13 protein-coding genes and 1 riboswitch are annotated in these 23,173 nt (G+C 38.4%); of the genes, 9 read left to right on the top strand and 4 right to left on the bottom strand.

Translation table 11 applies throughout. The features are described 5' to 3' along the window. Nucleotides 1–6: 6 nt before the first annotated feature. From ASU1_RS04850 to ASU1_RS04840, 3 genes are all read right to left on the bottom strand, one after another. Nucleotides 7–732 carry a (Fe-S)-binding protein gene (locus ASU1_RS04850; RefSeq protein ID WP_014991677.1) on the bottom strand — a complete coding sequence of 242 codons (726 nt, stop codon included), beginning with the start codon at nucleotides 730–732 and terminating at the stop codon, nucleotides 7–9. Between the two features lie 179 nt (nucleotides 733–911). Beyond that, complete coding sequence (locus tag ASU1_RS04845) at nucleotides 912–2,504, bottom strand: L-lactate permease (RefSeq protein ID WP_014991676.1); 1,593 nt, start codon at nucleotides 2,502–2,504, stop codon at nucleotides 912–914. A gap of 492 nt (nucleotides 2,505–2,996) precedes the next feature. Then, complete coding sequence (locus ASU1_RS04840) at nucleotides 2,997–3,404, bottom strand: H-NS family histone-like protein (protein WP_014991675.1); 408 nt, start codon at nucleotides 3,402–3,404, stop codon at nucleotides 2,997–2,999. Nucleotides 3,405–3,658: 254 nt separating this feature from the next. Beyond that, nucleotides 3,659–3,831: riboswitch (Lysine riboswitch) on the top strand. A gap of 131 nt (nucleotides 3,832–3,962) precedes the next feature. Here ASU1_RS04840 and ASU1_RS04835 point away from each other — a divergent pair. Beyond that, nucleotides 3,963–5,471: a Na+/H+ antiporter NhaC family protein gene (locus ASU1_RS04835; protein ID WP_014991674.1), complete on the top strand. Its 1,509-nt coding sequence runs from the start codon at nucleotides 3,963–3,965 to the stop codon at nucleotides 5,469–5,471. A gap of 216 nt (nucleotides 5,472–5,687) precedes the next feature. After that, the gene (locus tag ASU1_RS04830) at nucleotides 5,688–6,662 is read left to right on the top strand and encodes a substrate-binding domain-containing protein (protein ID WP_014991673.1); all 975 of its coding nucleotides are present in this window, start codon (nucleotides 5,688–5,690) and stop codon (nucleotides 6,660–6,662) included. A gap of 103 nt (nucleotides 6,663–6,765) precedes the next feature. Here ASU1_RS04830 and lpcA read toward each other — a convergent pair whose 3' ends face one another. After that, on the bottom strand, nucleotides 6,766–7,350 hold the full coding sequence (lpcA, locus tag ASU1_RS04825) for a D-sedoheptulose 7-phosphate isomerase (RefSeq protein ID WP_014991672.1): 585 nt from the start codon (nucleotides 7,348–7,350) through the stop codon (nucleotides 6,766–6,768). A gap of 222 nt (nucleotides 7,351–7,572) precedes the next feature. Here lpcA and ASU1_RS04820 point away from each other — a divergent pair, with 222 nt between their 5' ends. The 7 genes from ASU1_RS04820 (at nucleotide 7,573) to ASU1_RS11860 (ending at nucleotide 23,139) form a co-directional block, all read left to right on the top strand. Beyond that, nucleotides 7,573–8,721, top strand: a complete 1,149-nt coding sequence (locus ASU1_RS04820; RefSeq protein ID WP_014991671.1) for a sigma 54-interacting transcriptional regulator — start codon at nucleotides 7,573–7,575, stop codon at nucleotides 8,719–8,721. 15 nt (nucleotides 8,722–8,736) lie between these two features. Then, on the top strand, nucleotides 8,737–10,428 hold the full coding sequence (locus ASU1_RS04815) for an ABC transporter substrate-binding protein (RefSeq protein ID WP_014991670.1): 1,692 nt from the start codon (nucleotides 8,737–8,739) through the stop codon (nucleotides 10,426–10,428). 2 nt (nucleotides 10,429–10,430) lie between these two features. Continuing rightward, nucleotides 10,431–11,393 carry an ABC transporter permease gene (locus ASU1_RS04810; RefSeq protein ID WP_014991669.1) on the top strand — a complete coding sequence of 321 codons (963 nt, stop codon included), beginning with the start codon at nucleotides 10,431–10,433 and terminating at the stop codon, nucleotides 11,391–11,393. Next, a complete protein-coding gene (locus ASU1_RS04805) occupies nucleotides 11,383–12,270 on the top strand; it encodes an ABC transporter permease subunit (protein ID WP_014991668.1) in 888 nt (295 codons plus the stop codon). Before ASU1_RS04810 ends, ASU1_RS04805 begins: the two co-directional genes overlap by 11 nt. Before the next feature lie 16 nt (nucleotides 12,271–12,286). After that, nucleotides 12,287–13,324, top strand: coding sequence for a peptide ABC transporter ATP-binding protein (locus ASU1_RS04800; protein WP_014991667.1), 1,038 nt, complete (start codon nucleotides 12,287–12,289; stop codon nucleotides 13,322–13,324). A gap of 93 nt (nucleotides 13,325–13,417) precedes the next feature. After that, nucleotides 13,418–14,185, top strand: a complete 768-nt coding sequence (locus ASU1_RS04795) for an MmcQ/YjbR family DNA-binding protein (RefSeq protein WP_014991666.1) — start codon at nucleotides 13,418–13,420, stop codon at nucleotides 14,183–14,185. Nucleotides 14,186–14,820: 635 nt separating this feature from the next. Further along, nucleotides 14,821–23,139, top strand: coding sequence for a YadA-like family protein (locus ASU1_RS11860; RefSeq protein WP_039195140.1), 8,319 nt, complete (start codon nucleotides 14,821–14,823; stop codon nucleotides 23,137–23,139). Nucleotides 23,140–23,173 lie beyond the last annotated feature (34 nt).

Raw genomic sequence — 23,173 nt, 5'->3', positions numbered from 1 at the left:
CCCCTTTTATTCTTGCATTAATACTTCTGCAATATGCATAACTTTTACGTTTTTACCTTCACGGCTTAAACGGCCGGCAATATTCATTAAGCAGCTAACATCCGCACCCACTAAATATTCAGGTTCTACTTCGGTAATATTTACAACTTTTTCAGTCACCATTTCGCCTGAGATTTCAGCCATTTTTACTGAGAATGTTCCGCCGAAACCGCAACAGGTTTGTTGGTTATGAATAGGTAAAAGCTCTAAACCTTTAACATTTTGTAGAAGTGTGAGGGGCTCATTCACAACACCAAGTTTGCGAGTTAAGCTACAAGAAGGATGGTAAACCGCTTTACCGGTAAGACGAGCGCCAACGTTTTCTACTTTTAAAACGTTAACAATAAAATCAGTGAGATCATAAAAACGTGCAGCGACTTTTTCAGCACGTTTTGCCCATTCTGTTTCGCCAAAGCGATTGAAATACTCAGGATAGTTCTTAATTGCATAAACACAAGAACCTGCCGGTGCAACGATAGGGTAGTCATTGACTTCAAAGGTTTCTACCAATGTTTTCATACCGCTAATCGCTTCTTTTGCATAACCACTGTTAATCGCTGGTTGCCCGCAACAGCCTTGTTTTTCTAAGAAAATGACATTACAGCCAAGTTTTTCAAGTAATAATACACTGTTTTTTGCCACACCTGCTTTGACGATATCCGCAATACAGGTGACATAGAAATTTACGTTCATAAAGAACTCCCACTTAAATAAAAATAAGAAATAATCGTATTTAGAAAGCTATAAATGACAAAAGGAAGCCGTTGGACTTCCTTTTGATTAATAATTTGTAAAAAAGAGGTTAAATTTAACCGCTTGAACAAGGCGTAGTGTAGCACGCCTTGTTAACTTTTTGCTCTACTACTTTAATGTTAAACGTTAAAGAAGAGAGGAATAATCGTTAATGCAACAACGGCTGCAATAACACCATAGATAAACATTGGTACTACGGTTTTCTTAAGGATTGCACCTTCTTGATTTTGAATATTCAATACAGAGTTAACCGCAACGATATTATTAATACATACCATGTTACCCATTGCACCACCTACAGATTGTAGCGCAAGTACTAATGAAGTTGATAAACCGGTAATTTCTGCGGTTGATAACTGTACGCTACCGAAAGTTAAGTTAGATACAGTATTAGAACCGGAGAAGAATGCACCTACCGCACCTAAGTACGAAGCAAAGATTGTCCAGTATTCACCGGTTGCTTCAGCAAAGCTTTTACCGATAATTTTTACCATTGAACCGTCATTGCCGACTAACATTAAGTTAACCATGATTAATGCACCGATTAATGCGATAAATGGATTTTTGGTTTGTTTAAAACTACCGGCAAACACTTCTTTTACTTTTGAACCGTTTAATGCAAATAGCGGAATACAGATTAATACGGTTACGACAAACGGAATCAGTGCAGGCACATAAAGTAGTTTATAGCTTGCGTTTACAGCTGTGCCAAAAATATTTTTTAAGCTAAAGACTAAACCGTGACTGATTTCAAATTGACCTAATGAGCCTAATTGAGTTGCAATCCAAGTTGTTGTGTCATTCATCATTGCTTTAAATGGTAACTGCTGAATACGAGTTACAATTAAGAAGCCGATTAATAAACCGGTTGGAAGCAATGCTTTTGCTACATCTTTCATTGATACTGCGCTATCTAGTGTATTTTCAACTTTAGCTAAACCTACGCCTTTATTCGCAAGGAAAATCGAAATAAACATGCCGATTGCACCACCGACTAATGATGGGAATTCATAGTTTATTTGAGCAAGTAAGAAGTAAGGTACTACACAAGCAAATACGCTTAAGTAAATAAAGACTATATTTTGACGGATTTCTTTCCAGCTTACGATAAAACTTAATGCAATCACCGGAATAACTAATGCGGCAAAGGCATGGATAAGCGCTGTCATTGAACCGATTTCAAGAATTTGTGCTTCAGCTAAATTGAGAGAGCCGAAACCAAACCAAGTTGGTGTACCTACTGCACCGAATGATACCGGCACAGAGTTCATAATTAATGCCAATATTGCGACTTTAATTGGATTAAAGCCTAAGCCTACAAGGATTGGTGCTGCAATCGCTGCTGGCGTACCGAAACCACTCGCACCTTCAATCATAAATGCAAATGCCCAACCGATAATCATAAGTTGTGCAACCGGATTTGGGTTAATCGTACCTAACCATTTACGTAATGTATTTGTTACACCTGATGCTTCAGAGAAACGATTAAATAAAATCGCACCAAAAATAACGGTAATAGGGGTTAATACTGACATTATCGCTGAAGCGATATTTGCACTGATAACAGTAATATCTGTCGCGAAGAATAAAAGATGAATAATTAAAACCACCACGGCAACCCAAGGGAGAGCAACATATGATGGTAATGCATTACGTTTTACCATTAAGTAAATAAGTAAAACAATCGGGAATATACTAAGGAAAAGAGCCATAAAAACCTCGCAGAGCGATAATGATGTTATAAGTTAAAAAAATGTTAACTTTTTGGGTGTATGCATTTTATGTGAGTTTTTGTAAAAGAATAGTAGGTTTGTTTCAAATTATGACCAGGATCACACTTTTGTTGCTTAATTGCTTAAAAATAAATCAACAAAAAATAACAAAATTTAACATTGTTTTTAAATATAACCTAAAAGAGTTAACTTTGCAGCGTATGAGAGAGCGGTTTGGTGGCTAAAGGGAAGGTTATGAGATTCTGAGTGAATAAATAATTATTAATAACTTTATAATAGTGAGAATGAAGTATAAATAATTAAATTTGTATTTAATTTATTAAATAAAAATAATATCTGTGTTAATAAATGAAATTATAAATTCTTATAAGCTTTCGAAATATATTTCAAAACGAAACTTTTTGAGTAAAAATACTTATTTTGAGGTAAAAAAATAGGGGGCTAAATAGCCCCCTAATAACGAGATAGTGATTAGATTGCAAAATCTTCTAACGATTTACCCGCATCTAATGCTTTTTGAATTGGGCTAGGTGTACGACCTTGACCTGTCCAAGTTTTTTCATTACCGTTTTCATCAACGAATTTATATTTCGCAGGACGAGGTGGACGTGGTTCGCGTTTTTTACGCTCAGACACGCTACCAAGTAAAACTGCAAGCTCTTCAGCAGAAATACCGTCTTTTTCAAGTAATTCTTTATACTTGTTCAGACCTTCCATAAATTTAGCTTGTTCAAGTTCTTGCGCTTGTACTGCTTGACGTTTTTCTTCAACAACAATAGTAACTTTTTCAAGTAAAGCTTCTAATTGTTCTAATGAAGTTTCACGTGCGATTACACGCAAGCTGCGAATATTTGATAACGTTTTTAAGATATCAGACATTTTCATCTCCAAATAAAGACCATATTTAAAATATAATAATTTAGTTATTGTGTGAATTCTAGAAAGAAGAAATACTCCAGAATTGAACATATATTAACGGAATATATTTTTAAGGTAAACAAATAATTTATTGAATATAATCTAATTGATTGAGATAAGACCTCTATTTGAATGATTCGACTATTAATCTTGCTTAAATAGTTGAATTTAGCTATTGGCAAGCCGTCAATATTAAGGTAATCTTACAGAGTCCTACAAATTGTAGAGGTGCAAATCCGATAAGTATTTTTTCTGAGTGGAAAACGATGAGGAAGAAGGAAAGGCGTATTTGCCGAAATCAGTTAAGCGTCATCTTAATTGGTTGGGGTCGTTACCGAAAGGGACGACACTGTCGTAACATCAACTGTTACGGAGTGCTACTGTTAGGGTTGGTTCATATTTTTCTTATTCATATTGCCCACCTTTATATTATTATGCAGTTCGCATAAATCATTTCAGTAGATCCTCTTCTTTGTTTGACTTGCAATTTCATTACAAAGTTATATTTTTAGAGGTTTTATGAATTTAGTTGATTATTCAAGTTCTATATGGTCAATTGCACCTGCAGCACTTGCGCTAATTTTAGCTATCGCTACTCGTAAAGTTTTATTTTCTTTAGGAGTCGGAATTTTAGTCGGCGCATTTATGCTCGCACCGGAATTTATGGACGGCTTCGCTTATTTAAAGAATATAGCAGTCGGTTTAGTTTATTCAGAGGGTAAATGGTCATTAGGTAAATTACAAATTATTATTTTCTTACTATTATTAGGTATATTTACTTCATTATTAACTTATTCGGGAAGTAACCAAGCTTTTGCTAATTGGGCGAGAAAGCATATTAAGAATAGACGTGGGGCAAAATTACTGACGGCTTGTTTAGTGTTCGTTACGTTTATTGATGATTATTTCCATAGTTTAGCGGTTGGTGCAATTGCTCGTCCTGTTACTGATAAATTTAAAGTATCACGAGCTAAACTTGCTTATATTTTAGATTCTACCGCAGCACCGATGTGTGTATTAATGCCGGTATCAAGTTGGGGTGCATCTATTATTGCAACCATTGGCGGTTTATTAGTTACTTATAATATTACTGAATATACGGCAATGAGTGCATTTATCTCAATGAGTGCGATGAACTTTTATGCGATTTTTGCATTACTGCTAGTATTTTTCGTTTCTTATAGTTCATTTGATATTGGCTCAATGGCTCGTTTTGAGCGTTCAGCTCAAACTTCGGAGCATCATACGCAAGATGAAGTTGTTGAAAGCAAAGGTCGAGTTTATGCATTAATTGTCCCTATTTTAGTATTGATGGTAACGACCGTTTCATCAATGATTTATACTGGTGCGCAAGCATTAGACACATTTAGTTTACTGGGTGCATTTGAAAACACGAATGTTAATCTTTCATTAGTGATCGGTGGTTCAGCAGGTGTAGTAGCAGTAATATTATGTACATTAGGTTTAATTGATTTGGCTGATTATCCAAAAGCTATTTGGAGCGGTTGTAAGTCGATGTTCGGTGCAATCGCAATTTTAGCACTTGCATGGTTGATTAGTAGCGTTGTAAAAGATATGCACACCGGTGATTACCTTTCTACATTAGTAGCAGGCAATATTGATCCGGCATTTTTACCAGCGATTTTATTTGTATTAGCCACAGTAATGGCATTCGCGACAGGAACCAGTTGGGGAACATTCGGTATTATGTTACCGATTGCAGCAGGTATGGCAATCAATGTGGATACCGGTTTACTAATTCCATGTATGTCAGCGGTGATGGCGGGTGCGGTTTGTGGTGATCACTGCTCGCCAATTTCAGATACGACAATCTTATCTTCAACCGGTGCGCAGTGTAATCATATTGACCATGTAACTTCACAGTTACCTTACGCATTATTAGTTGCGACGGCGGCAATTGTCGGTTATTTAGTGGTTGGTTTTACTGAATCAGCATTATTCGGGTTTATAGCAACGGGTATGATGATGTTAGTTCTGATTTTATTATCAAGAAAGTCAGTAAAATAGTTTAAACAATCAGAATTAAGCGGTGTAATTTACAAAATTTTTTGTAAATTACACCGCTTTTTTTATTGCTATTTTCTTGAAATTTTGTACAGCGCAAACGATTAAATTCTATATTTTGTGAACTAGCTCACATTATTTCTAGGATAATCGGTGTAGTATCAAATTACGTTTTAAACGGCATAAAAAGTCGTAGTTGTAAAATACGGGGAGCATATTATGAAAAATGTAATGGTTTATTCTTTAATTGCAAGTTTAGGTATCGGTTTAATAAATACCGGTATGGCGCAAGATAAAATTGGGGTAACACTTTATCGCTATGACGATAATTTTATCCAGCTAATGCGTAGTGAATTAGAAAGAAACGCTGCTAAACACCAACTTTCCGTATTAATGAACGATGCACAAAATTCACAGTTTGCACAAAATAATCAGGTTGAAACTTTACTCGAGCAGAAAGTGAAAGTTTTAGCGGTAAATTTAGTAGATCAAAATGCTTGGCGAACTGTTATCGGTAAGGCGATAGATCGTAATGTACCGATTATTTTATTCAATAAAGATCCGGGACGTCAGGCATTGGAGAGCTATGACCATGCCTACTATATTGGTTCAGATCCGAGTGAAATTGCAAAATTACAAGCGGAAATGGTTGCTAAACAGTGGAAAGTCAACCCTCAATATGATTTGAATAAAGACGGAAAAATTCAATATGCACTGCTAAAAGGGGAAAATGGGCATCCCGATGCAGAATTACGAACCAGAGTGGTATCGCAACAATTAGAGCAACTCATTCCCGGTTCGCAAATGCTAGCGTTAGAGTCGGCACAATGGCAAACCGGTATGGCAAAAGAAAAAGTGAGTGCATGGTTTGCGACACCGCATAAAGAAAAAATTGAGGTAATTATTGCGAATAATGATGCAATGGCTATCGGTGCATTGGAAGCCGCCGCAACGCAGGGAAAACTTGTACCGATCTATGGTGTTGACGGAATCCCTGCTGCATTAAATTTAATTAAAATGGGAGCGTTAGCCGGTACAATTCAAAATGACTGGGTGAGTCAGAGCAAGGCGATCCTTACTTTTAGTGAGAATTTAGTGAAAGGGAAAAAAGTAGATGAAGGAACAGCATGGCAGCTAAAAGATCGGGTGTTAAGAGTACCTTATAAAATGATTGAGAAAAACGATCTTAAGTAACATAATGATATTCAACTCAAGCGGTTTGTAAAAAAATAGTGAAATTTGACCGCTTTTAGTAAGAGAAAAGGCGTTCATTTGAACGCCTTTTTAAGTATGGAAATTAAGCTGCTTTTGCCATCTCGAATTCAATTAACATCATTAAAATATGAATAACTTTAATATGGATTTCTTGAGTACGGTCAGCATAACGGAAGTGCGGGACACGAATTTCTACATCCGCTAAACCCGCCATTTGACCACCGTCTTTACCGGTCATCGCAATTACTTTCATACCTTTTTCTTTTGCAACTTTGATCGCATTAAGTACGTTTTTAGAATTGCCTGAAGTTGATAAGCCAAATAATACATCGCCTTTTTGACCTACCGCTTCTAAGTAGCGAGAAAATACATATTCATAACCAAAATCGTTACTTACACAGCTTAAGTGGCTTACGTCCGAAATCGCAATAGCCGGATAACCCGGACGGTTTTCACGGTAGCGACCGGTTAGCTCTTCTGCAAAATGCATTGCATCACAATGTGAACCGCCATTACCGCAAGACAACACTTTACCACCTTGCTTAAAGCTATTTGAGATTAAAAGTGCTGCTTCTTGAATGAGTTTAATGTTATTTTCATCATTCATAAATTTATCGAGTACGTCAGCCGCTTCTTGTAGCTCTGCTTTAATTTGTTCTAAGTACATAAAAGGTCCCTTATTAAAAATTTGTAAACTAAATCACTCATTTTTGGTGTTTGCCATGGAGTGAAGTTCATAAAAGTGTAGGGGATTGTTGATATAAAGTAAATAAAAATGCACTGAATTTTTCCGAAACGATTTGTAAACAAAAGTTTCCAAAAAAGCTTTTTCAGAGTATGATTACGCACAATTATTTGTTAACCCTAGTGGATACAAGGCGAGTTTCTTATGCAATTATTGATTGAATGTACAGAAAAACTAACGGTTGCCGAATCTTTGATGCATTTATCGGCTAAACAGAATCAATCGATTCAAAATATCACATTCACTGAATCAGGAATGCAAGCCAAGTTTGATTTGTTATCAGATCAGCAACAGGCGCAAATTTTAGCTGAAATTAGACCGCTTGCAGGGGTGACTAAGGCTGAATTTACCGAAAATACGGCAGGTTTTTCTCATTTGATTGCGGAAAGTGAAAATATGAAAGCTGTGATTGCTCAGGCGAAGAAATTCGCATTGTTAGATGCACCTTTATTGATTCAGGGGGAAACCGGTACCGGCAAAGATGTGTTTGCCAAAGCTTGTCATGAGCTGAGTGATCGCAGAGCGCATAAGTTTATTGCGGTCAACTGTGCAGGGCTGCCGGCAGATGAAGCGGAAACTGAAATGTTCGGTCATCGTGGCAACGGCAAAGAAAACATAGGCTTTTTTGAGTATGCTAATGGTGGAACGGTTTTGCTTGATTCAATAGCAGAACTTTCACTTGAAATGCAGGCGAAATTGTTGCGTTTTTTAAATGACGGCTCGTTTCGCCGTGTAGGTGAAGACAAAGAGGTTCATGTTGATGTTCGTGTGATCTGTACTTCGCAAAAAGCACTTTCGTTATTAGTGGCGGAAGGTAAAGTTCGAGAGGACCTATATCATCGTTTAAATGTGCTGACATTAGATTTACCGCCGTTACGTGAACGTCATGCGGATATCTCGCTTTTAGCGGATCGTTTTATTACCCAAGTCAGTGAGCAACTAGGCATTAGCAAATTAGAATATGATAATGATTTTTTACAAGCGCTCAAAGACTACCATTGGCCGGGCAATTTACGTGAGTTATACAACGCCATTTATCGAGCTTGTACCCTTGCGCATAGCTACCGTTTAGCTGTGAAGGATCTCAATTTACCGCATCATCAACCGAAATCAGACGATATTCAAATTGCGGATAATGGTGAGACATTAGAAGAATTGGTCAACCGCTTTGAAGCAACATTATTACGCAAGTTTTATGCGCAATATCCAAGTACGCGAAAGCTTGCACAACGTTTGGGAATTTCGCATACGGCGGTAGCGAATAAATTACGAGCCTACGGTATCAGTAAGTAACAAGGTGTAAGTATTATGAAATCTTTTATCGGTACAGCGGTAAAATTAGGGATGATTTTTGCAATTTTCGGATTAAATTCGACCGCTTTTGCAGCCCCGAGAGTGCCTAAAGAGTTGCGTAATGAAAGCCTTGTTTATTGTACCGGTGTGTTGGGGTTTTCATTTAATCCGCAAAAGGCGGATGTCGGTACCAATATGAATGTCGTTACCGAACAAATTTACGATAAGTTATTTGAATTTGATGCGAAATCGAATTCCCTCAAACCGGCATTGGCAGAGCGTTTTAGTATTAGCGATGATGGGAAGGTGATTACATTACATTTACGCCGTAAAGTTGCGTTTCATACCACATCATGGTTTACGCCGACACGTAATTTTAATGCGGAAGATGTGGTTTTCTCTCTTAACCGTATTATTGGCTATGTTGAAGAGTTACCGGCGTTGGATTTTACTGAAGGGGGAAGAGCAGAGTTTCAGCAAAATCAACACTATGCCTATCAATTTAAAGCGAACTTAGCGCATTATCCTTATTTTGAAAGCGTAGCATTAAAAAATAAGATTAAAAAAATTACTGCACCTAATGATTACACTGTTAAGATCCATTTAGTGGAAGCGGACAATTCGGTTTTGGCCCATTTAGCTAGTCAATATGCGGTGATTTTGTCTAAAGAATACGCTTTGCAATTAAATGCTGACGAGAATTTAGCGCAACTTGATTTATTGCCGGTTGGGACAGGGGTATATCAACTGAATGATTACGTTGCAAATGAATATGTTCGCCTAAAACCGCATAATAAATATTGGGGTAAAAAAGCGCATATACCGAATATGGTGATCGATGTTTCGACCAATAGTGCGGGGCGAATTGCTAAATACCTTAATCGTGAATGTGATGTGGTGGCATTGCCTGAACCTAGTCAACTTTCTGTCGTAGCTAAAGAGGAAATTGTTGAAACTTCAGGGGCTAATTTAGCGTTTTTAGCGTTCAATACGCAGAAACCTCGTATGCAAGATATTCAATTTCGCCGTAAGATCGCACAAGCGATTAATCGAGAGCGGATTGCCGATGTTCTTTTTTATGGCTCAGCTCAAGTTGCACAAAATACTTTACCGCCGCTTTTGTACCCAGCGAAAAATCATGACGGTTACCCTTATCAACAGCCTGAAATAACGGGTGAAAATAGCGAGAAATTTGACCGCTTGCAGCTTTGGGTGCTGGATGAAAGCCGAGTTTATAATTTACATCCACAAAAAATGGCGGAATTGATCAGTGCGGATTTAGCCAAGATTGGCATTGAGGTGGAGATAAAACCGGTTAGTCGAGCGTATGTTGCACAATTTGCTGAAGTAGGAAAGGCAGACTACGATATGATTTTAACCGGTTGGTTAGCGAATAATCTTGACCCGAATGCTTTTCTTACACCAATCTTGGCGTGTCGTTCACAAAATGAACTGACAAACTTAGCCAACTGGTGTAATCCGGAATTTGACCGTTGGCTAGAAATGGCAAAAGGAAACGAGCTGCCTTATGTACGTCATTTATTGTATCGCTTAGCACAAAATATTCTGGAACAGCAATTACCTGTCTTACCGCTAGTAAACGGTAACCGTGTTTTACTGGTGAATTCTCGTGTTGAGAATGCACAAGTTACACCGTTTGGTCAGGTTCGTTTGGCAGATTTAAAATTAAAACATGAAGAGAAATAGCCGTGTTATTAGCGTTAATTCGTCGTTTATTTTTAACCTTGATTACCTTGTTTATCTTAACACTAATCAGTTATAACATTTTGTTAAGAGATCCGCTTAATCACTTTATGGATTTACAAGGCATTAATGCTTATATGAGCTATGTGGAAGGGCTTGCGCAAGGTGATCTCGGTATCAGTTATAGTAATGGTGAAGCAATTGCCAACCAAATTTTGAACGTATTTCCTGCAACAATATCTTTATGTATCGCAGCACTATTGGTTTCGCTAATTATTGGTTTGCCACTGGGTTTATTTTCTGCGGCTTTTCGTGATCATTTATCCGGAAAAGTACTTGCAACACTCGGTTCGCTCAGTTTGGCGTTACCAATGTATTGGTTGGCGATAGTGGTTCTTTATTATGCCTCAAGCAACCAGTGGGCAATTTCGGCAGTGGGAGAATTGCATCCTATTTATGAAATTTCACCGGTTACCGGCTTCCGATTATTGGATATTTTTCTTGCTGATTCGCCGTATAAATTAAAAATGATGCAAAGTGTATTACATCATTTGGCATTACCGGCTTTAATTTTATCCGTGCCCGCGACGTTGGAGGTAATTCGTTTTACCCGTCAACGTGCTGAATATGTGATGAAGCAAAACTATATTAAAGTAGCTCAAACTCGGGGATGGTCGCCTTTCAAAATTTGGCGTGCACATATTCTGCATAATACGTTGCCAGCACTTATTCCGATGAGTGCGAGAAATTTCACCTTAATTTTTGCGTTTTCTATGTTAATTGAAAATATTTTCAGCTGGGGTGGCATTGGGTTATGGCTGATTAATGCGCTTTCGGCACAAGATTATAATGCAATTTCGGCAGGTGTAATGGCAATCGGGTTGTTTGTGCTTGTTATGGATCTATTGGTTGGCGTGATTACAACCGTGTTAGACCCTTCACAGAAAAAGGATTGGTATGTTAAATAGAGAAGAGCCGGAACAATTTAGAGAATCGGATTACTTTAGACAGTTTCTATTTCAGCTACGCAAAGATAAATTAGCTTTAACCAGTGTATATCTTTTTATAGCACTATTGTTGTTAGTTTTTTTTGGTCATGCAGTATCACCTTATCAGGCTGACACGCAATTTGTTGGTTTTGAATTAATGCCGCCATCTTGGGATGATAGAGGACAAATTAGCCATTTTTTCGGCACAGACGATTTGGGGCGTGATATTTTTAGCCGTATGTTATATGGCTTTTATTATACGGTTGGTTCCGCATTGGTTATTAGTATCGTAATCGGTGTTATTGGTGGGATTATCGGTGTTGTTGCCGGTACAAGTCGCAAGTCATTTTCCTTTATCGGACACTTATTTGATACATTCTTATTTATCCCGATTTTGATTATTGCGATTATTATCGCCACCTTAATGGAAGCGAGTTTAATCAATGCGATGTTGGCGATTTCATTAGCTATGCTTCCGCATTTTATCCATAAAATTTATCAAGCGACGGAACAAGAACTGAAACGAGAGTATGTCACCACATTACGTTTAGATGGTGCAACACGTTGGGATTTAATTAAAGAAGTGGTGCTGCCGAATTTAACTTCTGTTGCAGTAAAAGAGTCGGCACATATTTTTATGATTGCAGTATTAGATATCAGTTCGCTGAGTTTTATTGGGTTGGGGGCGCAAAGCCCGACTCCAGAATGGGGTGCAATGATCAGAGATTCTTTGGAATTAATTTATTTAGCGCCTTGGACGGTGATTCTACCGGGGATGGCAACGGTATTGGTGATTTTAATTATTAGCATGTTGGGTAACGGTATCAGCCGCGTGTTAGAGAAATATCGTTATTAGTGAATTGGAATAAATTATGGCTTTATTAGATATTCGTCATTTAAGTATTGAGATTGATACGCCGAATGGACGAGTAAAAATGGTAGATAATGTAAATCTTACTCTGGATGAAGGCGAAATATGCGGCTTAGTAGGGGAATCCGGCTCAGGTAAGAGCTTGATTGCTAAAGTCATTTGCGGGGTAATGAAGGACGAATGGATTGTCACTGCAGATCGTTTTCGTTTTAATGATGTTGAATTATTGAAGCTTTCATCAACTCAACGTAGAAAGGTTGTTGGTGAACAAATTTCTATGATCTTCCAAGACCCGCTTTCTAGTCTGGATCCAAGCCGAAGAGTAGGGGAGCAATTAATTCAAACGATTAACTTTAAAGGCAAATGGTGGCAATGGTTTGGCTGGAAAAAGAAAAAGGCGATTGAATTGCTGCATCGAGTAGGGATTCGAGATCATAAAACCATTATGCGAAGTTATCCGTTTGATATTACGGAAGGGGAAGCTCAGAAAGTTATTATTGCTATGGCGGTTGCTAATCAGCCTCGTTTATTGGTAGCGGATGAGCCGACTCATATGCTAGAACCGACTACACAATTGCAAATTTATCGTTTACTCTCTAGTATGAATAAAAACCTCGGTACCTCAATTTTGTTGGTAGCAAACGATATTCGTAGTATTGAGAAATGGGTGGATTCGTTTAATGTACTGTACTGTGGGCAAACGGTTGAAATCGGTAGCAAAGAAACAATTATGGAATCACCTTATCACCCTTATACTTCCGTTTTATTAAATGGTATTCCGGATTTTTCTCAGCCTCTCGCCTTTAAAAGCCACTTAAATACTTTAAAAGGCACAGTACCGATGTTGCAAAATATGCCAATAGGCTGTCGATTAGGGCCTCGCTGTCCGTTTGCACAGAAGAAATGTATTCAAAAACCGCCATTGCGTAAATTTAAACAACATGAATTCGCTTGTCATTTCCCGATTAACTTTAGAGAACAAAACTTTCTTAAAAAAGCGGAATTTGAGCCGGTGATTGTGTCTGAAAAGAATGAATAACTAAACAAGCGGTAAGATTTTGAGATTTTTTTGCAAATGCAAAAAGTTGATAAAATCTTACCGCTTGTCTTTTTTAAATAAGAAGGGATACGTATGCAAAATAAAAAACTAAATTTTCGGGACGAGGTACTATTATATGTTTTACAACAATACGGTACGGAACCGGAATTTTTATGGAAAAAGCATCCAACCTATGCGGTATTATGTCATCCGGATAATCGAAAATGGTATGCGATTTTGATGGATGTAGCATCTTCAGTTTTTGGTTTATCGGGAGAGAAAAATGTTCCGGTGATGAATGTTAAATGCTCACCCGATCTCTTAAATTCATTTTTAACTCAGCCGGGCTTTTTTCCGGCTTATCATATGAATAAAGCCAATTGGCTGAGTATATTGCTAGACGGTTCGGTAGATAAAGAAACAATCCTATTCTTATTAAATAGCAGCTTTGATCTCACTGCTACCCGACAACGTAAGCAAAAATTAGGTATTGCAAGCCATACAGAATGGATTGTTCCGGCAAATCTGAAATACTATGATGTAGAACAAGCGCTTAAAGTCGGTGCGGAATTGTTATGGAAACAGAGCAATAATATTGCGGTAGGCGATACGGTATATATTTATGTTACTGCCCCAACCGCCGCCATTAGGTGTAAATGTGAGGCATTAGAAGTTAATTTGCCATATAAATCAGAGAGAACAGATTTACGTATTGACAGGGTGATGCGTTTGCAGTGCTTAAACGTTTATCATAAGGCGTTATTACCAAAAACTTTGTTACAAAGTTTTGGCATTTCAGCTGTTCGGGGCCCCCGCAAAATGCCCTTTGCACTTAGTGAGGAAATTAGCAAAATAACATAAATATATATTATTTATTTAGAGTTTGGATGTTTTTATTTTTTAAAGAATATAAAAGCTATTGTATTTTTTATTTGAATTGACTATTTATTTAATTTAATTAAAGCCGATTAAAGTCCTGCTGACTTTAATCGGCTTTTTTCTAATAACTGTTTATTTAAATAAAATGATAATCGTTATCTTTTTGTTACTTGGGATGTTTTTATTAATGATAATGCTTTGTATTTATGTTAATTGTTATGATTCGAAATAAAATTTATTTCTTTTTGAAGTTAATGTGCTTTTAAATTTTACTATTTGGGGTTTTGTTGCAAAATTATTAAAAAATTTTTTCTAAAAATAAAATTTTTTTGAACTTTAAAATAATTGTTCAGTCTTTTTTGGGTCAATAAATGAATGGAGAATAATTTAGTTTATTCTACACTTTATTACAGAAGGTTTATACAGAAGTGTATGTGTGTAAATAAATGTATATTAGCTTCTAATCAGAGGACTAAGGTATATCAACTGGGCTAGAATAAGAAAGTTTTGGTCTGGAAAACCCAAAATGTATGTAATTAGTGCGTTGTTTATTAGTTGTCTTCGCACTTCTATCTTGAATTAATTGTTATTCAATTTAGAAATCAAAAGGAAAGAATATGAATAAAATTTTTAAGGTCATCTGGAACCATACAACACAGACGTTTGTGGTTACTTCAGAGCTGTCTAAAGCAAAGGGTAAATCATCATCTACGGATGAAAGAACAAATACTAAGAATTTATTAGCACTAGGAACCCTAGGATCTGTTGTATTAGGTAGCGCATTAATTCCTACAATAGCGGAAGCTGCGGTTGCAATTGGTAGTGCTAGTACAGCTGGTGCCTATGCAGCAGCTATTAGTGGAGATGCAGCGGTAAATTATAATAATCCAGGAAGTTTATCGTATGATAACCCGAATCGTACGCGAACAGGTAGTGATCTATATTCCCCAATAGATAACATAGGGGATGTTGAAGCTACAGGTATTGCAATTGGTAACCAAAGCTCAGCATTAGCTGCAAATTATCAGAATCTTGCTTCAGGTATTGCAATTGGTGATTACGCTAAAGCAAGTGGCCCATTATCTACTGCGTTAGGTCATTTTTCTATTGCGAGTGGTACTGGGGCTATGGCTCAAGGTACAGCATCTCGTGCATCGGGCTTCAACTCATTGTCAATTATGCGTCAATCAGCAGCTACATCAGCTTATGCAATGGCGATTGGTACAGCATCTTGGGCTGATGGGGTATCAAGTTTGGCAGTAGGACAATCAGCAACATCTAAAGGTAAACAATCTATTGCAATTGGTAGCGCAGATGTTGCAGCAACAGCGACAACTGATGGACGTGGAGGTACTGCTTATGCTTCGAACTATTCTACTAACCATACGGATTCATCAGGTGATTATTCCATTGCTATAGGTACGATTGCAAAATCAGGCGCATCGAATTCTACTGCTATTGGCTATAACGCGAATGCAACCGGAGGCTCATCATTTGCTCTTGGTGTAAATTCAAAAACAGAAAAAGATAATTCTATCGCAATAGGTAATCAAAGTAAGGCTTTAAATGCGGACACAATTGCAGCTGGCCGTCAAGCTATTGCAAATGCATCTTCTGCGATGGCATTTGGTTTACAAGCGAATTCAAGTGGCGTATCAAGTATTGCTATCGGTGAAAGTGCAAATGTAGCAACTACCGGTGTTAGTGCGATTGCGTTGGGTACTCGTGCAAATGCAGATAAGCAAGGTGCTGTTTCAATTGGTTTAAAATCAAATGCGACAGCAGATCAAGCGATTGCAATTGGTGAACTTTCAAAAGCAACAGCAAATGATACGGTTGCTATCGGTAGTACCACAAATGCTACTGCTCGAGATGCAATTGCGATTGGTACAAATAATAATGTTACAGCATGTTACTCTGTTGCGATTGGTAGTAATAATAAGGTAGTTCAAGAAGAAACATATGTGCTTGGTACTAATATTGTTTCTACTCAAGCAAATAGTGTAATTTTAGGCTCACTATCCAAAGACCGTGCAGCAACAACAGAAAATTCAGCTACTATTAATGGTATTACTTATGAAAACTTTGCGGGGCAAGGTCGTTCAGGTAATGGTATTGTAAGTATTGGTCAAGAGGGAGCTGAACGTCAATTAATCAATGTAGCGGCTGGTAAAATTTCTGAGACTTCAACAGATGCAATTAATGGTTCACAACTTTATGTAGTAGCAAATAAATTAAGTGAAGGCTGGGTAATCGCTAACGGTACAAAAGTTGGTGATGTTAAACTGAATAATCAAGTTAACTTTTTAGCTGGTAATGCCAATACCAATGTTGAAGTAAAAGCAAATGGTACAACAGGTATTTATGATGTAGTTATTTCGGCATTAAATACCGCAAGTACTGCAGCAGGTATTGAATATTATTCTGTAAATTCAACCGTTGCTGAAAATAAAGATAATAAAGGTGCGACCGCTGCGAATGCAATGGCGGCAGGCCCGAAAGCATCAGCAACCGGAAATGAATCAATTGCTATCGGCTATAATTCAACGGCTTCATCAGTAAGTGCAACAGCGATGGGTGATAGTTCATTAGCATCTGGTGGTCTTTCAACTGCAATTGGTACCTCAGCAACATCAACCGGCTTAGCTGCGACTTCAATCGGTGTACTAGCTAAAGCAACCGCAGATGGTGCGAATGCCATGGGCTTTGAAGCAACAGCTTCTAATAATAATACCGTAGCAGTAGGGACATCTTCACTTGCGTCAGGCACAGAATCAACAGCATTGGGTTATAACTCTACGGCATCAGCACAGAATACTGTTGCATTAGGTTCAGATTCTATTGCGAATGCGACAAGCGCATTAGCTGTGGGTGTTGGTGCAACAGCAACAGCAGATAGTGCCGTTGCAATCGGTAATGATTCAAACGCAATGGGTGATAGCTCAGTTGCAATCGGTGAAAGTTCAAATGCAACCGGTACTTATGCAACAGCAGTTGGTGATACTTCAAACGCAACAGGTGATCGCTCAGTAGCATTTGGTATTGATTCAAAAGCAATTAATGCTTCAACAGCCGCAATTGGTGATAATGCTACTGCAACACAAGATAATTCTGTGGCTCTTGGTTCAGGGACAACAACAGAAGCAGCCGTGAATACAGACTCAGCGACAGTAAATGGTATTACTTACTCTGGTTTTGCTGGTAATACAGCTCATTCAGTTGTATCTGTAGGTAATGGCAATCAAAAGCGCCAAATCCAAAATGTTGCTGCCGGTAGAATCAGTGCAACATCAACTGATGCGATTAATGGTTCGCAACTGTATGTAGTAGCAAATAACCTGACAGATGCAATTAAGATAGCAAATAATACTGCGAATACAGCGAATAACACTGCAAATGCGGCTAATGCAACAGCAAATAAAGGCTGGAATATCACAACTGCAAAAGTAGGTTCAGGTAATGTTGTTGGAACATTAGTTGATAATATTCAACTAGGTGAAACGGTAACAGTTGAAGCCGGAGATAATATTAATATTACTCAGTCAGCAAATAAAATTTCAATTGCGACAAGCGCTACGCCAACATTTACAACAGTAACGACCCAAAACTTTAATGCGAAGCCGAATGGCAATATCAATATGGGTGGTAATGTTGTAACTAATGTTGCAGCGCCAGTAAATGATACAGATGCCGCAAATAAACAGTATGTCGATAATGGACGCACTAAGGTTAAATCCGATAATAATTCGGTAAAAGTTGTTTATGATCAAGCAAGTAATACCTATGATTTAGCTGTAGATGTTGTACCGACAGTAAATTTACAAGATGGGAAAAATACCAAAGTAAATAATACCGGTACTACTTATTCGATTGATGCATGGAATACGACGGCTAAAGCTGGTTCGACAGAAGTGAATGTAACTTCTGAAGTAAATAGCACAACAAACACGATTGATTACACAATTGATCTATCTGACAGTGCGAAGAACAATATTACGACAGCAAATAGTGTGGCGAATCAAGCTAATAGCACGGCGAATACTGCAAATACAACAGTAAATAAAGGCTGGAATATCACTACTTCAGGTAATGCAACAGGGACTGAAGATAAGAATGTTCAAATGGGTGATAAAGTGACAATTGATGGTGGTGAGAATATTCAAATCACACAAGAAGGCACGAAAATCTCTATTGCAACCAGCAAAACGCCAACCTTTACTAATGTGACGGTAGGTGACACGAAGATCAATAATGATGGTATAACCATTAATAACGGTCCAAGTATTACTAATAATGGCATTGATGCCGCAGATAAACCAATTACAAATGTAGCGAATGGTACAAATGCTACAGATGCAGTAAATGTACAGCAATTAAATGCAAGTAAAGCTGCCGTATTAAAAGGCTTAAATACAGCTGTGACAACGTCGACAAATGCAACCACAGGCGGCACTGATTACACCGTAAATGCATGGAATACGACGGCTAAAGCTGGTTCGACAGAAGTGAATGTAACTTCTGAAGTAAATAGCACAACAAACACGATTGATTACACAATTGATCTGTCTGATAGTGCGAAGAACAATATTACGACAGCAAATAGTGTGGCGAATCAAGCTAACACTACGGCTAATACGGCATTGCAAACAGTTGTAACTCAAATTGATGGTACAGATGTTAAAACGATCACTAAAGATAGTAATAAAGCAAACTTTATTACGGGTGATAACATTGTGCTAACGGCAGATAATGAAGGCATTAAGATTGCAACTAGCAAAACGCCAACCTTTACTAATGTGACGGTAGGTGATACGAAGATCGATACTGATGGAGTAACCATTAACAATGGTCCAAGTATGACCAAAGACGGTATTAATGCGGGAGATAAAGTAATCTCTAATGTGGCGGCAGGTACCAAACCAACAGACGCAGTGAATGTAAAACAGCTAACGGATAACGTTACGAATGTTACAAATAACATTAACAATGTAAGTAATGAAGTTGCTAAAGGCTGGAATATTACAACAAGCGCATCGCAAGGTTCGGTAACGGGTAATAGCACTGAACAAATCAATATGGGCGAGCTTGTTACGATTGATGCGGGTAAAAACATCAATATCACACAAACGGCAGGTAAGATCTCGATTGCAACTAGCGATAAACCGACATTTACGACGGCAGCTGTGGGTAATACGAGCTTAAACGGCGATGATATTAAGTTAGGTAATACGACAATTAATGGTAATGGCTTAACCATTAATAATGGCCCAAGCATTACTAATGAAGGTATTGATGCGGCAGATAAACCGATTACGAACGTAGCAAACGGTGTAAACGGTACAGATGCGGTAAATCTTAACCAGTTAAATGAAACGAAAGCCGCGATCACAACAACAGTGACATCGGATGATAAGTCAATTACGGTTAAAGAGAATTTAACGAACGGTCGTATTTACGATATCTCTGTAGCACAAGCGGAAGTGGTAACTAACCCGAATGGCACGACTGCAAATAATAAAGCAGGCAATACGTTTGTAACGGGTGATAACCTTGTAAACGTGCTGAACAATACAAGCTTTAATGTGACCTCAGGTAGCGTAGATAGCGGTAAGGTAAGTGGTACAACGGCTGAACAAGTTAAAGCAGGTGAAACGGTGACGTTTAAAGCCGGCAATAATCTTGTTTTAGCACAAGACGGTCAAAACTTTACTTACTCGTTATCGAATACTTTAGACTTAACGGATAAAGGTTCGATTAAGTTAGGCAATACCACAATCACAGATAATAACGTAACTGTAGGTGGCGTATCTGTTACAGATAAAGGCATTAACGCTGCGAATAATACGATTAGCAACGTAAAAGATGGCGAAGTATCGGCAACCAGCAAAGATGCAGTAAATGGTAGTCAGTTGTATACGACAAACCAAAACGTAACGAATGTGACGAATACTGTAAATAAAGGCTGGAATATTACGACTTCAGCATCCAACGGTTCGGCAGAAGGTACCAGCTTAACGAATGTGAAGATGGGCGATACGGTAACGATTGATGCAGGTAAAAACATCAATATCACACAAACGGCAGGTAAGATCTCGATTGCAACCAGCGATAACCCAACCTTCAGTAATGTGACGGTGGGTGATACGAAGATCAATAATGATGGTGTAACCATTAATAATGGCCCTAGTGTGACGAAAAATGGTATTGATGCAGCGAATACTACTATCAGCAATGTAAAAGACGGCAAAGTTGAGGCAGGTAGCAAAGAAGCGGTAAATGGCGGCCAGTTATTTAACGCAACGACTAACTTAACTAATGCGGGTTTAAACTTTGTGGGTAACAACGCAAGCGGTGTAATTCACAAAAACTTAACTGATACATTATCGATTGTGGGCGAGTTAGCAACAGATGCAGCAGCAAGTGCGAAGAACGTTCGTGTCGATACAGAGAACGACAAATTAGTGATTAAGATTAGTGAAAACCCAACATTTACCACGGTAACCACGGGCAACACAACTTTAAATGACAAAGGCTTAACCATTAAAGACGGCCCAAGTATTACCAATAACGGCATTGACGCAGGTAATAAACAAATTACGAACGTTGCAGAAGGTAAAAAAGGAACGGATGCGGTTAACTTAGATCAGCTAAATAGAACGACAGCGGCTGCGAAAACCGAATTAGCGAACAGCAATACCACAACGGTTACACGTGAGAAAGGTGCCGATGGTCAAGATATTTACAAGGTGGAAGTAAATAAAGGTGACGTCACAGTAAATAACGATGGCACAGTGTCAACACCGGATTCAAGTGATTCATTTGCTACGGTAACGGATGTGGTAAATGCCCTCAACAACGTATCTTGGACAATCCAAGGCAACGGTGTTGACGAAGATAAAGTGACAGCGGGTAACCAAGTTAACTTTGTGAATGGTGCAGGTACAACCGCAGAGGTAAGTTCTGATGGTACGAAAACGGATGTTACATTCAACGTAAACAAATCAGGCTTAACTGCGAATAACGGTAAAGTAACGGCAAATCAGTCAGGTGATGCATTTGCGACCGCAGAAGATGTAGCAAAAGCAATTACAGACTCTGAGCTAACTTCAACAGTAGTATCAGGTAATAGCAACCTTGTTGTCACCAATACGACAACCGGCAATAACACCGAGTTTAAAGTTACATTATCAAACAATCTCACCCTAACGGATAAAGGTAGCGTGAAGATTGGTAACACAACGCTAAACAACGATGGTTTAACTGTAGGTAATACTTCAGTGACAGCGGATGGCGTGAAAGTGGGTAATGTAACCATTAACAATGACGGAATTGATGCCGGCGGTAATAAGATTACCAATGTTGCAAACGGTACGAATGCAACCGATGCAGTAAACGTATCACAATTAGATGCGAAAACAGCAGCGGCGAAAACCGAGTTAGCAAACGGTAATACCACGACCGTTACACCAAAAACAGGTGATAATGGCCAAACCATTTACACGGTTGAGGTAAACAAAGCACCAGTGACTATCAATAGTACAACGGGTGTAGCGGAAACTTCAGCAGCAGGAGATAAAGCGAATAATAGCTTTGCAACTGTAGGTGATATGGTAAATGTTCTCAACAACGTATCTTGGACAATCCAAGGCAACGGTGCTGATAAAGATAAAGTGACAGCGGGTAACCAAGTTAACTTTGTGAATGGTGCAGGTACAACCGCAGAAGTAAATTCTGATGGTACGAAAACGGATGTTACATTTAACGTAAACAAATCAGGTTTAACTGTAAATAAAGACGGTAATGGTAATGTCACGGTTACGGCAAATCAGTCAGGTGATACATTTGCGACTGCAGAAGATGTAGCAAAAGCAATTACAGATTCTGAGTTAACTTCAACAGTGGTATCAGGTAATAACAATCTTGTTGTCACCAATACGACAACCGGCAATAACACCGAGTTTAACGTAACATTATCAAACGACCTTGATTTAACCGATAAGGGTAGCTTAACGATCGGTAACGTAACTGTTAAAGCGGATGGCATTAATGCTGGCGATAATAAAGTAACCGGTGTAGCAGACGGTGATATTTCACCGGCTAGCACACAAGCGGTTAATGGTTCTCAGCTTTATGCAGCGAACCAAAATATTGCTAATTACCTTGGTGGTAACTCAACAGTTGATGACAAAGGCAATGTTACAGCGCCGACATATACGATTACGAAGACTGACGGTTCTACTGCAACTGCAAATAATGTAGGAGAAGCGATTAACAATCTCAATAATGAAGTTGTTAAGCCACTAACATTTGCAGGTGATACCGGTACGGCTTCAGAACGTAAATTAGGTTCTACCGTCACAGTTAAAGGCGGTGTTAGCGATGAAGCTAAACTTGCGGATAATAATATCGGCGTAGTTTCTGACGGTAACGGTACTTTAACGGTGAAATTGGCGAAAGACATCAATGTTGACTCAGTAAATGCTAAACAAGTAACCGCAAATACGGTAAAAGCAGGTGATACGACAATTGATTCTGACGGCGTGAAGGTTGCAAATGGTCCGAGCGTAACTAAATCTGGTATTGATGCGGCAGGTAACAAAATCACCAATGTAAAAGCGGGTGAAGCAGATACTGATGCAGTCAATGTAAGTCAATTGAAAGCGGCTACAGGTAATGTTCATAACCGTATCAATAAGGTAAATAAAGAGTTACGTGCAGGTATTGCAGGTGCAAATGCAGCAGCAGGTTTACCACAAGTGTATGTACCTGGTAAATCGATGGTAGCGGCAGCAGCGGGTACTTTCAAAGGTGAAAGTGCATTAGCAGTGGGCTACTCTCGCTCAAGCGATAACGGCAAAGTGATTCTTAAATTACAAGGTAATGCAAATACTCGCGGAGACTTAGGTGGCTCTGTAGGTGTTGGTTATCAGTGGTAATTGAAGCTTAAATAAGCACATAGTAAAAATGCAG

Source organism: Actinobacillus suis ATCC 33415 (assembly GCF_000739435.1).
GTDB lineage: Bacteria > Pseudomonadota > Gammaproteobacteria > Enterobacterales > Pasteurellaceae > Actinobacillus > Actinobacillus suis.
The sequence above is the reverse complement of the archived record's forward strand: the minus strand, read 5'-3'. Positions and strand labels throughout refer to the sequence as shown.

What these genes read in the sequence shown, in the direction of transcription:
- ASU1_RS04850 (WP_014991677.1), bottom strand. Translation starts at nt 732, where the DNA reads ATGAACGTAAATTTCTATGTCACCTGTATTGCGGATATCGTCAAAGCA.
- ASU1_RS04845 (WP_014991676.1), bottom strand. Translation starts at nt 2,504, where the DNA reads ATGGCTCTTTTCCTTAGTATATTCCCGATTGTTTTACTTATTTACTTA.
- ASU1_RS04840 (WP_014991675.1), bottom strand. Translation starts at nt 3,404, where the DNA reads ATGTCTGATATCTTAAAAACGTTATCAAATATTCGCAGCTTGCGTGTA.
- ASU1_RS04835 (WP_014991674.1), top strand. Translation starts at nt 3,963, where the DNA reads ATGAATTTAGTTGATTATTCAAGTTCTATATGGTCAATTGCACCTGCA.
- ASU1_RS04830 (WP_014991673.1), top strand. Translation starts at nt 5,688, where the DNA reads ATGAAAAATGTAATGGTTTATTCTTTAATTGCAAGTTTAGGTATCGGT.
- lpcA (WP_014991672.1), bottom strand. Translation starts at nt 7,350, where the DNA reads ATGTACTTAGAACAAATTAAAGCAGAGCTACAAGAAGCGGCTGACGTA.
- ASU1_RS04820 (WP_014991671.1), top strand. Translation starts at nt 7,573, where the DNA reads ATGCAATTATTGATTGAATGTACAGAAAAACTAACGGTTGCCGAATCT.
- ASU1_RS04815 (WP_014991670.1), top strand. Translation starts at nt 8,737, where the DNA reads ATGAAATCTTTTATCGGTACAGCGGTAAAATTAGGGATGATTTTTGCA.
- ASU1_RS04805 (WP_014991668.1), top strand. Translation starts at nt 11,383, where the DNA reads ATGTTAAATAGAGAAGAGCCGGAACAATTTAGAGAATCGGATTACTTT.
- ASU1_RS04800 (WP_014991667.1), top strand. Translation starts at nt 12,287, where the DNA reads ATGGCTTTATTAGATATTCGTCATTTAAGTATTGAGATTGATACGCCG.
- ASU1_RS04795 (WP_014991666.1), top strand. Translation starts at nt 13,418, where the DNA reads ATGCAAAATAAAAAACTAAATTTTCGGGACGAGGTACTATTATATGTT.
- ASU1_RS11860 (WP_039195140.1), top strand. Translation starts at nt 14,821, where the DNA reads ATGAATAAAATTTTTAAGGTCATCTGGAACCATACAACACAGACGTTT.